The organism is Nocardioides sp., assembly GCF_025965415.1.
Taxonomy (GTDB): Bacteria; Actinomycetota; Actinomycetes; order Propionibacteriales; family Nocardioidaceae; genus Nocardioides.
This window is the reverse complement of record NZ_JAOPWY010000029.1, coordinates 1-14443: the sequence shown is the minus strand read 5'-3', so window position 1 is coordinate 14443 and position 14443 is coordinate 1. Positions and strand designations below refer to the sequence as shown.

At 72.0% G+C, this 14443-nt stretch carries 15 protein-coding genes and 1 pseudogene; 7 read left to right on the top strand and 9 right to left on the bottom strand.

What is annotated here, in order from left to right:
• Both JWN97_RS03275 and JWN97_RS03270 read left to right on the top strand, forming a co-directional pair.
• On the top strand, positions 1-403 hold a 403-nt coding region (locus tag JWN97_RS03275), incomplete at its 5' end, for a class I SAM-dependent methyltransferase (protein ID WP_297618169.1).
• A complete protein-coding gene (locus tag JWN97_RS03270; protein ID WP_297618166.1) occupies positions 400-1209 on the top strand; it encodes a DUF1295 domain-containing protein in 810 nt (269 codons plus the stop codon). The genes JWN97_RS03275 and JWN97_RS03270, both read left to right, overlap by 4 nt.
• Before the next feature lie 70 nt (positions 1210-1279).
• Here JWN97_RS03270 and JWN97_RS03265 read toward each other — a convergent pair whose 3' ends face one another.
• Complete coding sequence (locus tag JWN97_RS03265; RefSeq protein ID WP_297618164.1) at positions 1280-2491, bottom strand: ScyD/ScyE family protein; 1212 nt, start codon at positions 2489-2491, stop codon at positions 1280-1282.
• A 108-nt stretch (positions 2492-2599) separates the two neighbouring features.
• Here JWN97_RS03265 and JWN97_RS03260 point away from each other — a divergent pair, with 108 nt between their 5' ends.
• Genes JWN97_RS03260 through JWN97_RS03245 form a run of 4 tightly spaced genes read left to right on the top strand, consistent with a single transcriptional unit; the run spans position 2600 to position 4559 of the window.
• Positions 2600-3055, top strand: coding sequence for an AraC family transcriptional regulator (locus tag JWN97_RS03260; RefSeq protein ID WP_297618162.1), 456 nt, complete (start codon positions 2600-2602; stop codon positions 3053-3055).
• A 10-nt stretch (positions 3056-3065) separates the two neighbouring features.
• Positions 3066-3524 (top strand): VOC family protein, encoded by a 459-nt coding sequence (locus tag JWN97_RS03255; protein ID WP_297618159.1) that lies wholly within the window; start codon positions 3066-3068, stop codon positions 3522-3524.
• Positions 3521-4000, top strand: a complete 480-nt coding sequence (locus JWN97_RS03250; protein ID WP_297618156.1) for a cupin domain-containing protein — start codon at positions 3521-3523, stop codon at positions 3998-4000. The genes JWN97_RS03255 and JWN97_RS03250 overlap by 4 nt, the downstream gene beginning before the upstream one ends.
• 7 nt (positions 4001-4007) lie before the next feature.
• Positions 4008-4559, top strand: coding sequence for a protein-L-isoaspartate O-methyltransferase (locus tag JWN97_RS03245; RefSeq protein ID WP_297618153.1), 552 nt, complete (start codon positions 4008-4010; stop codon positions 4557-4559).
• A gap of 7 nt (positions 4560-4566) precedes the next feature.
• Here JWN97_RS03245 and JWN97_RS03240 read toward each other — a convergent pair whose 3' ends face one another.
• Together JWN97_RS03240 and JWN97_RS03235 are read right to left on the bottom strand one after the other, a co-directional pair.
• The gene (locus JWN97_RS03240) at positions 4567-4944 is read right to left on the bottom strand and encodes an MmcQ/YjbR family DNA-binding protein (protein WP_297618151.1); all 378 of its coding nucleotides are present in this window, start codon (positions 4942-4944) and stop codon (positions 4567-4569) included.
• A gap of 30 nt (positions 4945-4974) precedes the next feature.
• A complete protein-coding gene (locus JWN97_RS03235; RefSeq protein WP_297618149.1) occupies positions 4975-5649 on the bottom strand; it encodes a helix-turn-helix domain-containing protein in 675 nt (224 codons plus the stop codon).
• A 114-nt stretch (positions 5650-5763) separates the two neighbouring features.
• Between JWN97_RS03235 and JWN97_RS03230 the strand changes: the two genes are divergently transcribed.
• The gene (locus tag JWN97_RS03230; protein ID WP_297618146.1) at positions 5764-7158 is read left to right on the top strand and encodes an FAD-binding oxidoreductase; all 1395 of its coding nucleotides are present in this window, start codon (positions 5764-5766) and stop codon (positions 7156-7158) included.
• An 83-nt stretch (positions 7159-7241) separates the two neighbouring features.
• On the opposite strand, the gene JWN97_RS03225 is transcribed toward JWN97_RS03230, so the two are convergent.
• The 6 genes and pseudogenes from JWN97_RS03225 to JWN97_RS03200 form a co-directional block, all read right to left on the bottom strand.
• Positions 7242-8402 (bottom strand): acyl-CoA dehydrogenase family protein, encoded by a 1161-nt coding sequence (locus tag JWN97_RS03225; protein ID WP_297618143.1) that lies wholly within the window; start codon positions 8400-8402, stop codon positions 7242-7244.
• Positions 8399-10384, bottom strand: a complete 1986-nt coding sequence (locus JWN97_RS03220) for a biotin carboxylase N-terminal domain-containing protein (RefSeq protein ID WP_297618140.1) — start codon at positions 10382-10384, stop codon at positions 8399-8401. Before JWN97_RS03220 ends, JWN97_RS03225 begins: the two co-directional genes overlap by 4 nt.
• Positions 10381-12003, bottom strand: coding sequence for an acyl-CoA carboxylase subunit beta (locus JWN97_RS03215; protein ID WP_297618172.1), 1623 nt, complete (start codon positions 12001-12003; stop codon positions 10381-10383). Before JWN97_RS03215 ends, JWN97_RS03220 begins: the two co-directional genes overlap by 4 nt.
• Positions 12004-12017: 14 nt before the next feature.
• Positions 12018-12488, bottom strand: coding sequence for an SRPBCC family protein (locus JWN97_RS03210; RefSeq protein WP_297618137.1), 471 nt, complete (start codon positions 12486-12488; stop codon positions 12018-12020).
• Between the two features lie 19 nt (positions 12489-12507).
• Positions 12508-13641 (bottom strand): acyl-CoA dehydrogenase family protein, encoded by a 1134-nt coding sequence (locus tag JWN97_RS03205; RefSeq protein WP_297618134.1) that lies wholly within the window; start codon positions 13639-13641, stop codon positions 12508-12510.
• Positions 13638-14443: pseudogene (locus JWN97_RS03200) on the bottom strand (exopolyphosphatase); the annotation flags it as partial. The pseudogene JWN97_RS03200 and the gene JWN97_RS03205, both read right to left, overlap by 4 nt.

Here is a 14443-nt window from a genome sequence, read left to right as displayed (position 1 = left end):
GCACCGCTCGGTGCGCCCGGGCGGCAGGGTGCTGATCCAGCAGATGTCCCGCACCGGCCGGTGGCCCGGCGGTGGCCCGTTCATCGAGTCGTTCATCGCCCCGGACATGCACATGCGCCCGGTCGGCGAGACCGTCGCCCACCTCGAGAGGGGCGGGCTCGAGGTCCGCGACGTGCACGGGCTGCGCGAGCACTACGTGCTGACCGTGGCCGGCTGGCTCGAGCGCTTCGAGAGCAACGTGGAGCGGCTGACCGAGCTGGTCGGCGAGGAGGTCGTCCGGGTCTGGCGGCTCTACCTCGTGGGTGGCGCGATGGCGTTCCGCGACGGCCGGATGGGCGTCGACCAGATCCTGATGGTGCGACCCGACGGCGCCCACGCGATGCCCTGGGTGCGCGACTGGTGAGCGACGTCCTGCTCGTCTCCGGGGTCGCCCTGGCGGCGACCGCCCTGGTCATGGCCGCGACCGCGCTCCTGGCCTGTCGCCTCGGCCGGGTCGCCGTCGTCGACGTCGCGTGGGGGCTGGGCTTCGTCCTGGTCGCCGCCACCTCGACGATCGTCGGGTTCCTCGTGGACGGGTCCGCGACCGGTGCGGACGCGGCTCGGCGCTGGCTGGCGCTGGGCCTGGTGGGGGTCTGGGGGCTCCGCCTGGCCTGGCACATCAGGCGCCGCGCCGTCGGTCACGGCGAGGACCCGCGCTACGAGAAGGTGCTCGGCGGGCCGCTCCCCGAGGTCGGCCTGGGCGTGGCGGTGCGCAAGGTCTTCCTGGTCCAGGGCTTCGCGCTGTGGTTCATCTCGTGGCCGGTCCAGGTGGGCGCGGTCCGCGAGGTGTGGTCCTGGCCGGTCGTGGCTGCCGGCGTGGCCCTGTGGCTGCTCGGCATGGTCTTCGAGACCGTCGGCGACGCCCAGCTGGCGTCGTACAAGGCGGACCCGGACCGCGGACCGGTGATGGAGCGCGGGTTGTGGCGCTACACGCGGCACCCCAACTACTTCGGCGACGCCTGCGTGTGGTGGGGCCTGTGGCTCGCCGGCGCGCTGTCGCTGGGCTGGATCCCCGGGCTGGCGACGGTGTTCGCGCCGATCGCCATGACGTACTTCATCCGCAACGTGACCGGCGCCAAGCTGCTCGAGAAGACCATGTCGCAGCGCGCCGGGTGGGACGAGTACGCCGCCCGCGTGCCGCTGTTCGTGCCGCGCCCGCCGCGGCGCTGACACCCCGGCACGCGGCGGAGGTGGCGTCGGCGCCCGGAGGCCGGGCACCGACGCCACCTCGGGCGCGAGGTCACCGCAGCGAGATCCGCACCACCTCCCCGGCACCCGGGCAGACGCTGCAGGTGGTGACGTAGGCGCTGCGCTCGGACAGGGCGAGGCCGTAGGGCGCCACCAGTCCGGCGGCGACGGTCTCGTGCCCGCCGTCGCTGCCGATCCTGACGAGCGACCCGGTCGGCGGCTGCCCCTCGGGCACGGTGAGCAGGCCGGCGTCGGAGAGCTGCACGGCATAGAGACCGTCACGGCTCCAGGCCAGGTCGGTCACGTTGGTCAGGCCCGAGGCGTAGACCGTGGGTGCCTGGCCGGGGACCAGGCGCCAGATGTTGGCGCCGTTCGGCGGGAACGGGAAGCCGGTCAGCTGGCTGACGTAGAGCGCGCCGTCCGGCCCGAGGACCGCCGAGGTCGGCACGGCGTCCATCGGGATGTCCCCCGGCGGGAGGAACGGCGGCGGCGGCACCAGACGGGTCGGGAAGACCCCGAGCGTCGAGACATCGCCCCACCAGCCCACGCCCAGCACGTCGTTGCCGCCGGCGTCAGCGACGACCCATCCGTGGCGGCCGGACCACAGGCCGACCGGGTTGGAGTCGACCTGCGCGCCGTCCGGATTGGCGTCGGCCTCGTAGCCCGAGACGTCGGCCAGCACGCGCGGGCCGTAGCCGTGGGAGCCGTGACCGCCCCTCCTCCACGAGTGGTCGCGTCCTCGGAGCGTGCCGCCGAGGAGCGTGCCGAACTGCTGGGCGAACTCGGGCACACCGGCCTCGTCGCGCAGGGCGGGGTCAGCACCCAGGGCCATCAGCAGGGCGTAACGGCCGTCGTCGACGGCGATGTCGGCGGGTCCGAGTGCGCGGGTGCCGTTCGGCGCGGCCATCGAAGGCAGCCCGGTGAGCACGCGCCGCTGGCCCCACCAGTCGATCTTCGTGACGGAGCCGCTCTCACCCATGCACACCTCACCCCCCTCGGGCCCGGTCCGGCACGCCAGGTCGCCTCCCGTGCCGGCCTCGGCCACGTAGAGGTCGTGACCGTCGAAGGAGAGCTGGCGCGGGTTGTCCAGCCCCGTGGCGACGACGACGGGGCCGGACGGAGGACTGGGATGGTGACCGCGGCCGGCCGTGGCCGCGCCGGGTGTGACGAGGGTGAGCGAGAGTGCGGTCGTCATGACGATCGCGAGCAGGGATCCGCTGGCGGCGAGGCGTCGTCCGCGGACCCGGGCGGAAGAGGTTTCCATGGCGAGTCCGTTGGGTCGGGTATGTGACCCGTTCACGTTGCCCCCGCCCCGTCTGCGAGGTCAAGGCACAAATGGGGGAGTCGCGACAGGGCGGCTAGCGTGCACCGGATGGACCTGAGCGCGCAGGAGGACACCAACCGGCGGATGCTGCGCGCCCGCGACGAGATGGACCGGCGCTACGCCGAGCCTCTCGACGTGCCGACGCTGGCCGCGATCGCGCACCTGTCGGCGTCGCAGTTCGGGCGGGTGTTCAAGGACGTCTACGGCGAGACGCCGCACCGCTACCTCCAACGGCGCCGCGTGGAGCGGGCGATGACGCTGCTCCGGCAGACGGACCGGCCGATCACCGACATCGCCTGGGACGTCGGCTTCGCCAGCCTCGGCACCTTCAGCCGCACCTTCAGCAACATCGTCGGCTGCTCCCCCACCGGGTTCCGGCTCCGGCACGAGCCCGTCGCGGTGCCGTCCTGCTTCATCGCGGTGTGGACGCGACCGCGGGAGCCCGAGCCGGGTGCGGCGCAGACAGTCGTTTCGGAGAAGCGCCCGGGCGCCGACGCTGGTTAACGTCGTCGCCATGAGCAACCACATCACCTCACTCCACATCCGCAGCGTGCCCGTGCTCGACCAGGACGAGGCACTCGACTTCTACACGACCCACCTCGGCTTCGAACTGCGCGACGACATCGACCTCGGCTTCATGCGCTGGCTCACCGTCGGCGTCCCGGGCCAGGACACCTCGCTGCTCCTCGAGCTCGTCGGCGGCCCCCAGCACGACGAGTCGACCGCCGCCCAGGTGCGCGAGCTCGTCACCAAGGGCGCCCTCGGCGGCGTCTTCCTGCTGAGCGACGACGTCCACGCGACGTACGCCGCCCTCCGCGACGCCGGCGTCGAGATCACCCAGGAGCCGGTCGCGCAGCCCTACGGCACCGACTTCGGCATCCGCGACCCGTTCGGCAACCACGTCCGGATCAGCCAGCCCGGCGCCGCCTCCCCGGCGCAGGTGCAGGACGCCTACGAGGCCTCGTCCCAGTGAGCTACCCGCCGCCGCTCTACGACGGCGAGTCCGGGGAGGTCTCCGCCAGCATCGTGCGGGCGGGGATCGAGCCGGCCGTGGTCTACCCCAACGGCAACAAGGTCTTCCACCTCGCCCGGGGCACGCAGACCTGCGGCACGTTCGGCCTCTACCGCTGGGAGTTCGCCGGCCCGGAGAGCGGGCCGGGAGCGCACTTCCACCGGACCATCACCGAGTCGTTCTACGTCCTCGAGGGCACGGTCACGATCTTCGACGGCGCGGACTGGGTGAAGACCCACGCCGGCGACTTCGCCCACGTGCCGGCGGGTGGGATCCACGGCTTCCGCAACGAGGACGGGGCGGCGAAGATGCTGCTGCACTTCGCGCCCGGCGCCCCGCGCGAGGCCTACTTCGAGGGCCTGGCGGCGGGCCTCGGCGACCTCGACCAGGACGCCTACGACCGCTTCATGGCCGAGCACGACAACACGTGGCTCTGAGTCCCTGATGGATCCGGTCGACTCCGCCTTCGCCACGACCCGCCGCAAGGACTTCCTGCCGCGTGGGGTCCGTCACCGGGCGTCGTACGACGGTCCGTTGCGGATCGCGGCCGGGCAGACCAGCTCCCAGCCCCGCACCGTCGCCGACATGCTCCGGCTGCTGGACGTGCATCCCGGGCAGCGGGTGCTCGACGTCGGAGCCGGCTCCGGCTGGACGACCGCGCTGCTGGCACACCTCGTCGGTCCCACCGGCTCGGTGCTGGGAGTCGAGCTGGAGCCCGCGCTCGTGGCCTTCGGCTCCGCCAACCTGGCCCGGACCCGGCGGCCGTGGGCGACGATCCGGCTCGCCTCCTCCGGCGTGCTCGGAGACCCCGGCGGCGCGCCGTACGACCGGATCCTGGTGTCGGCCGAGCCGGACGAGCTGCCCCAGGCGCTCGTCGCGCAGCTGGCGGACGACGGCGTGCTGGTGATCCCAGTGGCGGGCACGATGCTGCGGATCGTCAACCCCGGTGCGGTGGTGACCGAGCACGGCCGCTATCGGTTCGTGCCGTTGCGCTGAGCGGTGGTCAGGGCCGGACGACCTGCTCGGCCAGGCTGGCCGGCGCCTGGAGGCAGTAGGAGTCGGTGAGCAGCTCGGCGAGCTCGTCCCAGTCGATCCCGGCGTCGTCGTCGAGCACCATCCCGATCACGTTGCCGCCCCAGCCAGAGCGGAAGTAGGGGTGACCGAGGTGCTCGAAGGCCGCCACCTCGTCGGGCTCGCCGCGGAAGGTGATGCGGAAGACCTGGTCCTCGCCGCCGAACACGTGCGCCACCGTGGCGCTGCCGACCCGCCAGCGGGTGCCCGTCCATGCCGACTCCTGGCGGCAGCGCGGCAGGGCGCCGAGGGTCGCGTCGATGCGCAGCACCCACGCCTCGGGGACGAGTGGACGGTCAGCGAGAGCCACGGCGTACAGCCTGCCACCGCGGTCGGACGGTCAGGCGCTCTCGGGCAGGGGAACCGAGGCGAAGGTGCTCCGGGTGAACCACGTCGGCAGGGCCCGCACCAGCGCGCGCGGGCCGGCGACGGCCAGGTCTCCGGCCTTGACGGCGTCCATCAGGCCGCGCCGCCCCATCCAGTAGTCGATCATCGTCTGCACGTGCCCGGCGACGTCGACGTCGATGTCGTGCCCGGGATCGGTCAGGCACAGGTCCACCGTCGGCGACTCGAGCACGAGCCAGAAGTGGCTCTTCTTGTCGCTCGAGCCCTTGAGGTGGAAGTGCACGACCACGCGGCCCTCGGGCAGCGCCGACGCGTCGACGTTGCGGTGGATGTCCCACATGAGCAGCGAGGCGTCGTAGTGCTTCGCGATGACGTCGCCGCGCGCCCAGCGCTGTCCCCATCTGCCCATCGACTCGATCACCGGCCAGAGCTCCTGGCCGGCCGCGGTCAACCGGTACTCGCCGCCCACATGGTCCACGACACCGACGCGCTCGAGGGTCTTGAGGCGCTTCGACAACAGGGCGGGCGACATGAGCGGGACCCCGCGGCGGAGGTCGTTGAAGCGCGTGCTGCCACACAGGAGCTCGCGGACCACCAGCGGCGTCCACCTCTCGGTGAGCACCTCCGAGGCCATCGCGACGGGACAGAACTGACCGTAGGTGGTTGCCATCTCCCGACGGTAGGACCGCTATGGGTTCTGTACCAGTACAGGATCGATACTCGCGGGCTCCTCCTCGGCCGACCGACTCTGGTGCGGCACCACCCACAGACGAGGAGAACCACCATGACCGTGCTCGACCTGACCGCCACCGAGTCGCTCGCCGCCGGCTTCGTGGGCGACCTCATCACGCCCGACCACCCGGCGTACGACGACCACCGCAAGATCTGGAACGGCGAGATCGACCGCCGTCCGGCCCTCCTCGCCCGCTGCGAGGGAGCCCGCGACGTGGCCGCCGCGCTGCGCTGGACCCGCGAGCGAGGCCTGCCCGTCGCCGTCCGAGGCGGGGGTCACGGGATCGCGGGGCACTCGCTCGTCGACGACGGCGTCGTCCTCGACCTCTCCGGGATGCGCGGCACCGTCGTGGACCCGGTCGCCCGCACCGTGTCGGCACAGGGCGGCGCGCTCAACGCCCACGTCGACCGCGAGAGCCAGGCCTTCGGGCTGGCGATGACCAGCGGCTACATCAGCCACACCGGCATCGCCGGGCTGACCCTCGGCGGCGGGATCGGCCACCTGATGCGCAAGACGGGACTGGCCATCGACGCCCTGCGCTCCTGCCATGTCGTCACCGCCGACGGCTCGATCGTGCAGGCGTCGGAGACCGAGAACGCCGACCTCTTCTGGGGCCTGCGCGGCGGCGGCGGCAACTTCGGCGTCGTCACCGACTTCACCTTCGAGCTGCAGCCGCTCGGCCCGACGATCCTCGCGGGCCTGGTCGCCTGGCCGGCCGACGAGGCGCCGATGGTGCTCGCGTTCCTGCGCGACTTCATCGCCGACGCACCCGACGAGGTCGGCCTGATGGCCAACCTGCGCCTCGCCCCGGCGCTGCCGCTCTTCCCCGAGCACCTCCACGGCAGGCCGATCATCGGCCTGGTGGCGACGTACGCCGGACCGGTCGAGGAGGGCGAGCGGGTGCTGGCACCCGTGCGCGCGCTGGGCCACCCGGTGCTCGACAGCGTCGCGCCCAAGCCGTACGTCACGCACCAGAAGTTCCTCGACCCCGCGGTGCCGCACGGGCGCCACTACTACTGGAAGTCGCACCGCCTCGGGCCGCTCACGGGCGACGTCATCGACACGATCTGCGAGCACCTCGCGACCATCAGCAGCCCGCTGTCCACCGTGCCGATCTTCAGCTTCGGCGGTGCGATGAGCCGGGTGCCGGACGACGCGACCGCCTTCCCCCATCGCGACGCGAGCCACGACATCAACATCGTCGCGTCGTGGCTGCCCGAGCAGGCCGGGGACGCCGACCGCCACCGGGCCTGGGTCCGCGGCTTCTTCGACGCCCTCGCCCCGCACAGCCGGGGCGTCTACGTGAACTTCACCAGCGACGACGCCCAGACGCGGGTGCAGGAGGCCTACAGCCCGGCGCAGTGGGACCGGCTGCGGACGATCAAGTCCGCGTGGGACCCGGACAACGTCTTCCGTGGCAACGCCAACATCCCGCCGTTGGGCTGACCCCGACATCCACGGAACCGCCGCGGGCGGCCGCTGGTCAGCGAAGCGGCACACCACCTGCGGGTGAGCCCCGCCGGTGGTCGTCAGTAGGACTTCGGCAGCCCCAGGCTGTGCATCGCGACGAAGTTGAGGATCATCTCGCGGCTCACGGGGGCGATCCGCCCCGCGCGCGCGGCAACGAGCAGCCCGGCCATGCCGTACTCCTGCGTGATGCCGTTGCCGCCGTGCGTCTGCACGGCAGCGTCGACGGCGTGGACGGCTGCCTCGGCAGCGGCGTACTTCGCCATGTTGGCCGCCTCGCCCGCCGCCATGTCGTCGCCTGCGTCGACCAGCGCCGACGCCTTCTGGGTCATCAGGCGCGCGAGCTCGGTCTCGATGTGCGCCATCGCGAGCGGGTGGGCGATCGCCTGGTGGGAGCCGATCGGGGCCTTGAAGACGGTGCGCTCCTTGGCGTACGCCGATGCCTTCTCGAGGGCGTGGCGCGCCAGGCCGGTCGAGAAGGACGCCGCCATGATCCGCTCGGGGTTGAGCCCGGCGAAGAGCTGCACGAGGCCGCCGTTCTCGTCGCCGACCAGCGCGTCGGCGGGGAGCCGGACGTCGTCGATGAAGACCTGGAACTGCTTCTCGGGGCTGACGATCTCCATCGGGATCGCGGTGAACTCGAAGCCTGCGGAGTCCGTCGGCACGACGAAGAGGCACGGCTTGAGCTTGCCGGTCTTCGTGTCCTCGGCGCGGGCCACGACGAGGACGTTCTCGGCCTCGTCCACGCCGGAGATGTAGATCTTCTGGCCCTTGAGCACCCACTCGTCACCGTCTCGGCGGGCTGTGGTCGTGATGTTGTGGGAGTTGGTGCCCGCGTCGGGCTCGGTGATCGCGAACGCCATGGTGGCGGTGCCGTCGCAGATGCCGGGGAGCCACTTCTGCTTCTGCGCCTCTGTGCCGTAGCGCGCGATCACGGTCCCGCAGATCGCCGGACTGACGACCATCATCAGCAGCGGGCAGCCCTGCGCGGCGAGCTCCTCGCAGACCGCGGCCACGTCGCCGATGCCGCCGCCACCGCCGCCGTACTCCTCCGGGATGTTGACGCCGAGGTAGCCCGCCTTGGCGATCTCGAGCCACAGCTCGGTGGTCTTCTCGCCGGCGCGGGCGCGCTCGACGAACCAGTCGCGGCCGTAGCCCTTGGCGAGCCTGGCCACCTGGCGCCGCAGCTCGAGGCGCTCGTCGGTCTCGGTGAAGTTGGTCATGGGTGTTCCTCCACTACTGCCAGGACTTCCCCGGACGCGACCTGCGCACCGGGCTCGACGTGGATCTCGGTGACCGTGCCGTCGTGCGGCGCGGTCACGGTGTGCTGCATCTTCATGGCTTCCAGCACCAGCACTGAGTCGCCCGCCTCGACCGTCGCACCGACCTCGGCGACGACCTTGACGACCGTGCCGGGCATCGGCGCGAGCAGCGACCCGCTCGCCACCGCGTCGGCGGGGTCGGTGAAGCGCGGGACCTCGCGCAGGGTCTGTCGCACCATCGAGTCGTCGTCGAGGTGGACCTCGTTCGACACGGGATCGATGTGCACGTCGATCGACTGCCGGAAGGAACCCCGCTCGACCACGACGCGGGTCGAGGTCGCCTCGATGACGCGGATGTCGTCGTCGGTCGCGCTGCGGAAGCCATCCCGACCGGCGTACCACTCGGCGACCACCGGCTCGTCCAGCCCGGCCACCTCGAAGGTCGTGCGGTGCGGCTGGGCGACGACGTTGCGCCACCCGATCGGCACCCCTTGCTGCACCACGCGGCGCTCGGCGTCGCGTGACGCTAGCGCGATCGCTGCCACGAATGGTGCGAACTCCGGGTCGCCAGTCGGGGTGAGGTCCGAGAACTCCTTGGCCAGCCGCATCTCGAGCGTCGAGGTCGTCATCGTCGCGTCGAGGGTGTCGCGGTCGGCGAGGATCGCGATGAGGAGGTCGCGGTTGGTGGTGATGCCGTGCAGTCGGGCGTGCCGGAGCGCACCCTTCAGGCTGCGCAGGGCCGAGCCTCGATCTGGGCCCCAGCTGATCACCTTGGCCAGCATCGCGTCGTAATGGGTGCCGACCACGTCGCCCGACCCGTAGCCGGCGTCGACGCGGATCCCGTGCCGGGCCAGGAGGCCGAAGGAGGTGTCCGCAGGAATGTCCAACCGGGCCAGGCGGCCCGCTGTCGGCTGCCACTCGGAGGCGGGATCCTCGGCGTAGAGGCGCACCTCGACGGCGTGGCCGCTCGGGGACGGTACGCCGCCGGGCAGCAGGTCGTCGAGCGTCCGGCCCTCCGCGACGCCGATCTGAAGGGCCACCAGGTCGAGCCCCGTGACGCACTCCGTGACGGGGTGCTCGACCTGCAGCCGAGTGTTCATCTCGAGGAACCAGAAGCGCTCGGTGGAGGGGTCGTAGAGGAACTCGACGGTGCCCGCGCCTTCGTAGTCGACCGCTCGACCAGCCTCGACTGCCGCCCGGTGCATCGCCGCGCGGACGTCGTCGGGCAGCCCCGGGGCCGGGGCCTCCTCCATGACCTTCTGGTGTCGCCGCTGCAGCGAGCAGTCGCGGTCGCCGACGGCCACACCGTTGCCGTGAGCGTCGAAGAGGATCTGCACCTCGACGTGGCGCCCGGCAGCGACGTACGGCTCGACGAAGACCGTGCCGTCACCGAAGGCGCTGAGCGCCTCGGCCCCGGCCGCGGCCACCTCGGCGTCGAGGTCCTCCAGGCGTCGGACGACCCGCATGCCGCGGCCGCCGCCGCCCGCGCTGGCCTTCACCAGCAACGGGAGGTCGGACTCGGTGGGCTCCTCGGGCGCCTCGAGCGTCGGCACGCCCGCGGCACGCATCAGCTCCTTGGCACGCACCTTGGAGCCCATCACCTCGATGGCCTCCGGCGGCGGACCGATCCACACCAGCTGACCGGCGATCACGGCGCGGGCGAAGTCGGCGCTCTCGGACAGGAAGCCGTAGCCCGGGTGCACGGCCTGGCCGCCGCTCGCGCGAACGAGCTGGACGATGCGCTCGCCCTGCAAGTAGGTCTCGGCGGGGGTGTTGCCCGGCAGGCGGGCGGCGTAGTCGGCATCGTCGACGAACGGCAGTTCAGCGTCGGCGTCGGAGAAGACGGCCATCGTCTCGATGCCCAGTCGGCGGCAGGTGGCGAAGACGCGGCTGGCGATCTCGCCGCGGTTGGCGACGGCGACCAGGTGGATGGGTGTCGTCATGTGCGGAACACTCCGTATCCCTCGGCGCCGCGGATCGTGGTGTTGGCGATGACGCTGAGGCAGATCGCCAGCACCGTGCGGGTGTCGCGCGGGTCGATGACGCCGTCGTCGTAGAGCATCCCGGAGAGGAAGTAGGGCAGGGACTGCTCCTCCACCGAGGCCTCGACGTAGTCCTTGATGCCCTGGAAGCCCTCGGCGTCGAAGACCTCTCCCTTGGACTCCGCGGACTGCTGGGCGACGATCTCGAGCACCCCGGCCAGCTGCGCCGGGCCCATCACGGCGGACTTCGCGCTCGGCCAGGTGAAGAGGAAGCGCGGGTCGAAGGCGCGGCCGTTCATGCCGTAGTTGCCGGCGCCGTACGACGCCCCCATGATCACCGACAGGTGCGGGACGGTGCTGTTGGAGACCGCGTTGATCATCTGGGCGCCGTGCTTGATGATCCCGCCCTGCTCGTAGTCCTTGCCGACCATGTAGCCGGTGGTGTTGTGGAGGAAGAGCAGCGGTGTGTCGGAGGAGTTGGCGAGCTGGATGAACTGCGCCGCCTTCTGCGCCTCCTCGGAGAAGATCACGCCCTGGGCGTTGGCCAGGATGCCGATCGGGCGGCCGTGGATCTCCGCCCAGCCGGTGACGAGGGAGGTGCCGTAGAGCGGCTTGAACTCGTCGAAGGGCCGGCCGTTGCGCTCGCTGGCCCCGTCGACGATCCGCACGATCACCTCGCGCGGGTCGAAGGGCTCCTTGAGGTCGGCGGGGATGAGGTCGAGGAGGCCGTCGGGGTCGGCGTCGGGCTCGGCCCACCGTGGGGAACCACCGGGTACCCGGTGATTGCCGGGGTTCGGGCCCGTTGCAACGGGCGGGAACCCGTGGGAGAGGACTGGAACCTCGGTCGTACGACGCCGGTTGAGCCGGGCCACGATCCGCCGCCCGATCCGGATCGCGTCGTGCTCGTCCTCGGCGAGGTAGTCGGCGAGGCCGGAGACCCGGGCGTGCATCTCCGCGCCGCCGAGCGACTCGTCGTCGGACTCCTCCCCGGTCGCCATCTTCACCAGCGGCGGGCCGCCGAGGAAGACCTTGGCGCCACCGCGCACGAAGACCGTGTAGTCGCTCATGCCGGGGACGTAGGCGCCGCCGGCGGTCGAGTTGCCGAAGACCAGCGCGATCGTGGGCTGCTTGCGCGCCGAGGCGCGCGTGAGGTCGCGGAACAGCCTGCCGCCGGGGATGAAGATCTCCTTCTGCGTCGGCAGGTCCGCGCCGCCCGACTCGACGAGCGAGATCGTGGGGAGGTTGTTCTCCTCGGCGATCTGCGCGGCGCGGAAGGCCTTCCTCACCGTCCAGGGGTTGGAGGCGCCGCCCTTCACGGTCGGGTCGTTGGCGCTGACCACGCACTCCACGCCCTCGACGACGCCGATGCCGGTCACGAGCGAGGCCCCGATGGTGAAGTCGGAGCCCCACCCGGCCAGCGGCGACAGCTCGAGGAACGCGCTCCCCGGGTCGAGGAGCAGCTCGATCCGCTCGCGCGCGGTCAGCTTGCCGCGGGCGTGGTGGCGGTCGACGTACTTCGGCCCGCCACCGGCGACCGCGACCGCGTGCTGCGCGTCGAGGTCGGCCAGCTTCTCGAGCATCGCCTCACGATTCGTCACGCCTCCAGCACCGCCTTCATCCGCTCCAGCGTGGTGCGCATCCCGCGCCGGTTGGTCCGGCCGCGCAGCACCCCGAGCACCGTCCAGTAGATGCGGGTGGGCAGCGACGGCTCGAGGCGGAAGTACTCCGTGACGAGCGTCCCGCCGTCCTGCGGAGCGAGCTCGTAGCCCCAGTTGTTGACCGTCATCGCGTCGGTGCCGACCGAGAACTCGAAGACCCGCTCGGACTCGCACCTCGTGACCTTGCAGAGGCTCCAGTAGGTCGGGCCGACGCCGTTGCGCTTCACGTGGCCCTTGAAGAATGCACCCACCTCGGGCCCGGTCGATCCGCGGGTCCATCGCGCCTCGAAGGTCTCCGGGCTGAACTCCCCGATCCGGGTCACGTCGCTGACGAGGGCCCACACCTCGGCGGGCGGGGCATCCATCCAGACCGAGACCTTGTCCCCCAGTGACGGCAGCAGCTTCATCGTGTTCCTCTCGCGGTCGTCATGACGCATAACCCATCAACTTCGCCGTCAGGTCGCGCAGCACCTCGTCGGCGCCGCCCCCGATCGGCAGGAGCCGGGCGTCGCGGTAGTGCCGCTCCACCTCGGTGCCGTGCATGTAGCCGGAGCCGCCGAAGAGCTGGACGGCGCGGTCGCAGACGTACGCCGCGCAGTCCACCGCGGTCTGCTTGGCCAGGCAGGCCTCCGCGACGACGAGCTCACCGGCGACGTGACGCGCGGCGACCGACTGCGTGTAGGTGCGCGCGACCTCGACGTGGCGGCGCATCTCGACGAGCGTGTGCTGGACGGTCTGGTTGCCGATCAGGGGGCGGCCGAAGGTCTGGCGGTCGCGGCAGTGGGCGGCCGCGAGGTCGAGGGAGCGGGCGGCGATGCCGTAGCCGTGGACGGCCAGCGCGATCCGCTCGACGACGAACTGGTCGGCGATCTGGCCGAAGCCCGTGCCCTCCTCGCCGACGAGCTGCGCCACCGGCACGCGTACGTCGACGAACGACAGCTCGGCGGTGTCGGAGCAGTGCCAGCCCATCTTGCGCAGCGACCGGTCGACTGTGAAGCCGGGCGTGCCCTTCTCGACGACGAGCAGCGAGATGCCGCCGTGTCCCGGCCCGCCGGTGCGGACGGCGACGGTCACGAAGTCGGCGCGGACGCCGCTGGTGATGAAGGTCTTGGCGCCGTTGACGACGTACCCGTCGCCGTCGCGGACCGCCGTGGTCCGGATCCCCGCGACGTCCGAGCCACCGCCGGGCTCGGTCACCGCGAGCGAGCCGATCTTCTCGCCGGCCAGCGTCGGGCGCACGAAGCGGTCGACGAGGTCCGCCGAGCCGTTCGCGGCGAGGTGAGGCAGCGCGATGCCGCCGGTGAAGAGCGCGGCCATCAGGCCGCTGGAGGCGCCGGCGCCGAACATCGCCTCCTGCAGCGCGACCGAGTCGCGCAGGTCGCCGCCCTCGCCGCCCACCGACTCGGGGAACGAGACACCGAGCAGGCCCTGCTTCGCGGCCGCGAGGTGCAGCTCGCGCGGGACGGTCTGCGCGTCCTCCCACTCCTGCAGGTGCGGCAGCACCTCGCGGCGCACGAACTCGGCCGCGCTCGCCCGGAGCGCCTCGCGCTCGGCGCTCACAGCAGGCCCTCCTGGATGTGCACGGACCGCGACCGGACCCACTCGCCGAGCCCCTTGGCCTGCGGGTCGAAGCGCGTGGAGGCGGCCACGCCCCGGCCGAGCAGCCCGTGGATGAGGACGTTGACGGCGCCCAGGTTCGGGAGCACGAACACCTCGACCTCGAGGTCCGCGGACTCGGGGACGAGCTCGCGGACCTTCTTGGGCGTGATCAGCTTCGCGAGCCAGGTGACGCGGGCGTCGTACTTGTCGCCTGCCTCCGAGTCGTGCGCGACCCACAGCCCCAGGTTGGCGTCGCCGCCCTTGTCGCCGGAGCGCGCGTGCACGAACGTGCCGAGCGGCATCCGCCGGTTGAGCGAGTCCGCGGGGGCGGGGTACGGCGAGGGGCGGCGGCCGGCATCCGGCTCGTGCGCACCGAACTCGGTCGGGTCCTGGACCACCTCACGCGAGCCGTCCGCGTGCACGACGGTCTGGGTGACGACCGAGCGGTCGACGTACGCCGGCCGGTAGACGCCGTACGGCGTGGGCGGGCCGGGGGGCGCGGTCATCGTGAAGCCGGGGTACGACGCGAGCGCGAGCTCGACCGCGGGGCCGGTGAACGCCTTGGCGACCGGCTCGGGCCTCGGGTCCATCACCGTGCAGCGGAGCAGGCAGGACCCGCCCTCCTCGGTGTCGGCATCCGCGGTGGGGAGGGCGGTCCGGGTCCACGTGACCGACTCGGCCGTCAGGGCGGGGCTCAGCTGGGCGCGCAGCCACTCGGCCTTCTCCTCGATGTTCAGCCCGGTCAGCACGAACTCCATGGAGT

Bases quoted from the DNA above. Each gene is read 5' to 3' on its own strand.
- JWN97_RS03265 (WP_297618164.1), bottom strand. From the start codon at position 2,491: ATGGAAACCTCTTCCGCCCGGGTCCGCGGACGACGCCTCGCCGCCAGC.
- JWN97_RS03260 (WP_297618162.1), top strand. From the start codon at position 2,600: ATGGACCTGAGCGCGCAGGAGGACACCAACCGGCGGATGCTGCGCGCC.
- JWN97_RS03255 (WP_297618159.1), top strand. From the start codon at position 3,066: ATGAGCAACCACATCACCTCACTCCACATCCGCAGCGTGCCCGTGCTC.
- JWN97_RS03245 (WP_297618153.1), top strand. From the start codon at position 4,008: ATGGATCCGGTCGACTCCGCCTTCGCCACGACCCGCCGCAAGGACTTC.
- JWN97_RS03235 (WP_297618149.1), bottom strand. From the start codon at position 5,649: ATGGCAACCACCTACGGTCAGTTCTGTCCCGTCGCGATGGCCTCGGAG.
- JWN97_RS03230 (WP_297618146.1), top strand. From the start codon at position 5,764: ATGACCGTGCTCGACCTGACCGCCACCGAGTCGCTCGCCGCCGGCTTC.
- JWN97_RS03225 (WP_297618143.1), bottom strand. From the start codon at position 8,402: ATGACCAACTTCACCGAGACCGACGAGCGCCTCGAGCTGCGGCGCCAG.
- JWN97_RS03220 (WP_297618140.1), bottom strand. From the start codon at position 10,384: ATGACGACACCCATCCACCTGGTCGCCGTCGCCAACCGCGGCGAGATC.
- JWN97_RS03215 (WP_297618172.1), bottom strand. From the start codon at position 12,003: ATGCTCGAGAAGCTGGCCGACCTCGACGCGCAGCACGCGGTCGCGGTC.
- JWN97_RS03210 (WP_297618137.1), bottom strand. From the start codon at position 12,488: ATGAAGCTGCTGCCGTCACTGGGGGACAAGGTCTCGGTCTGGATGGAT.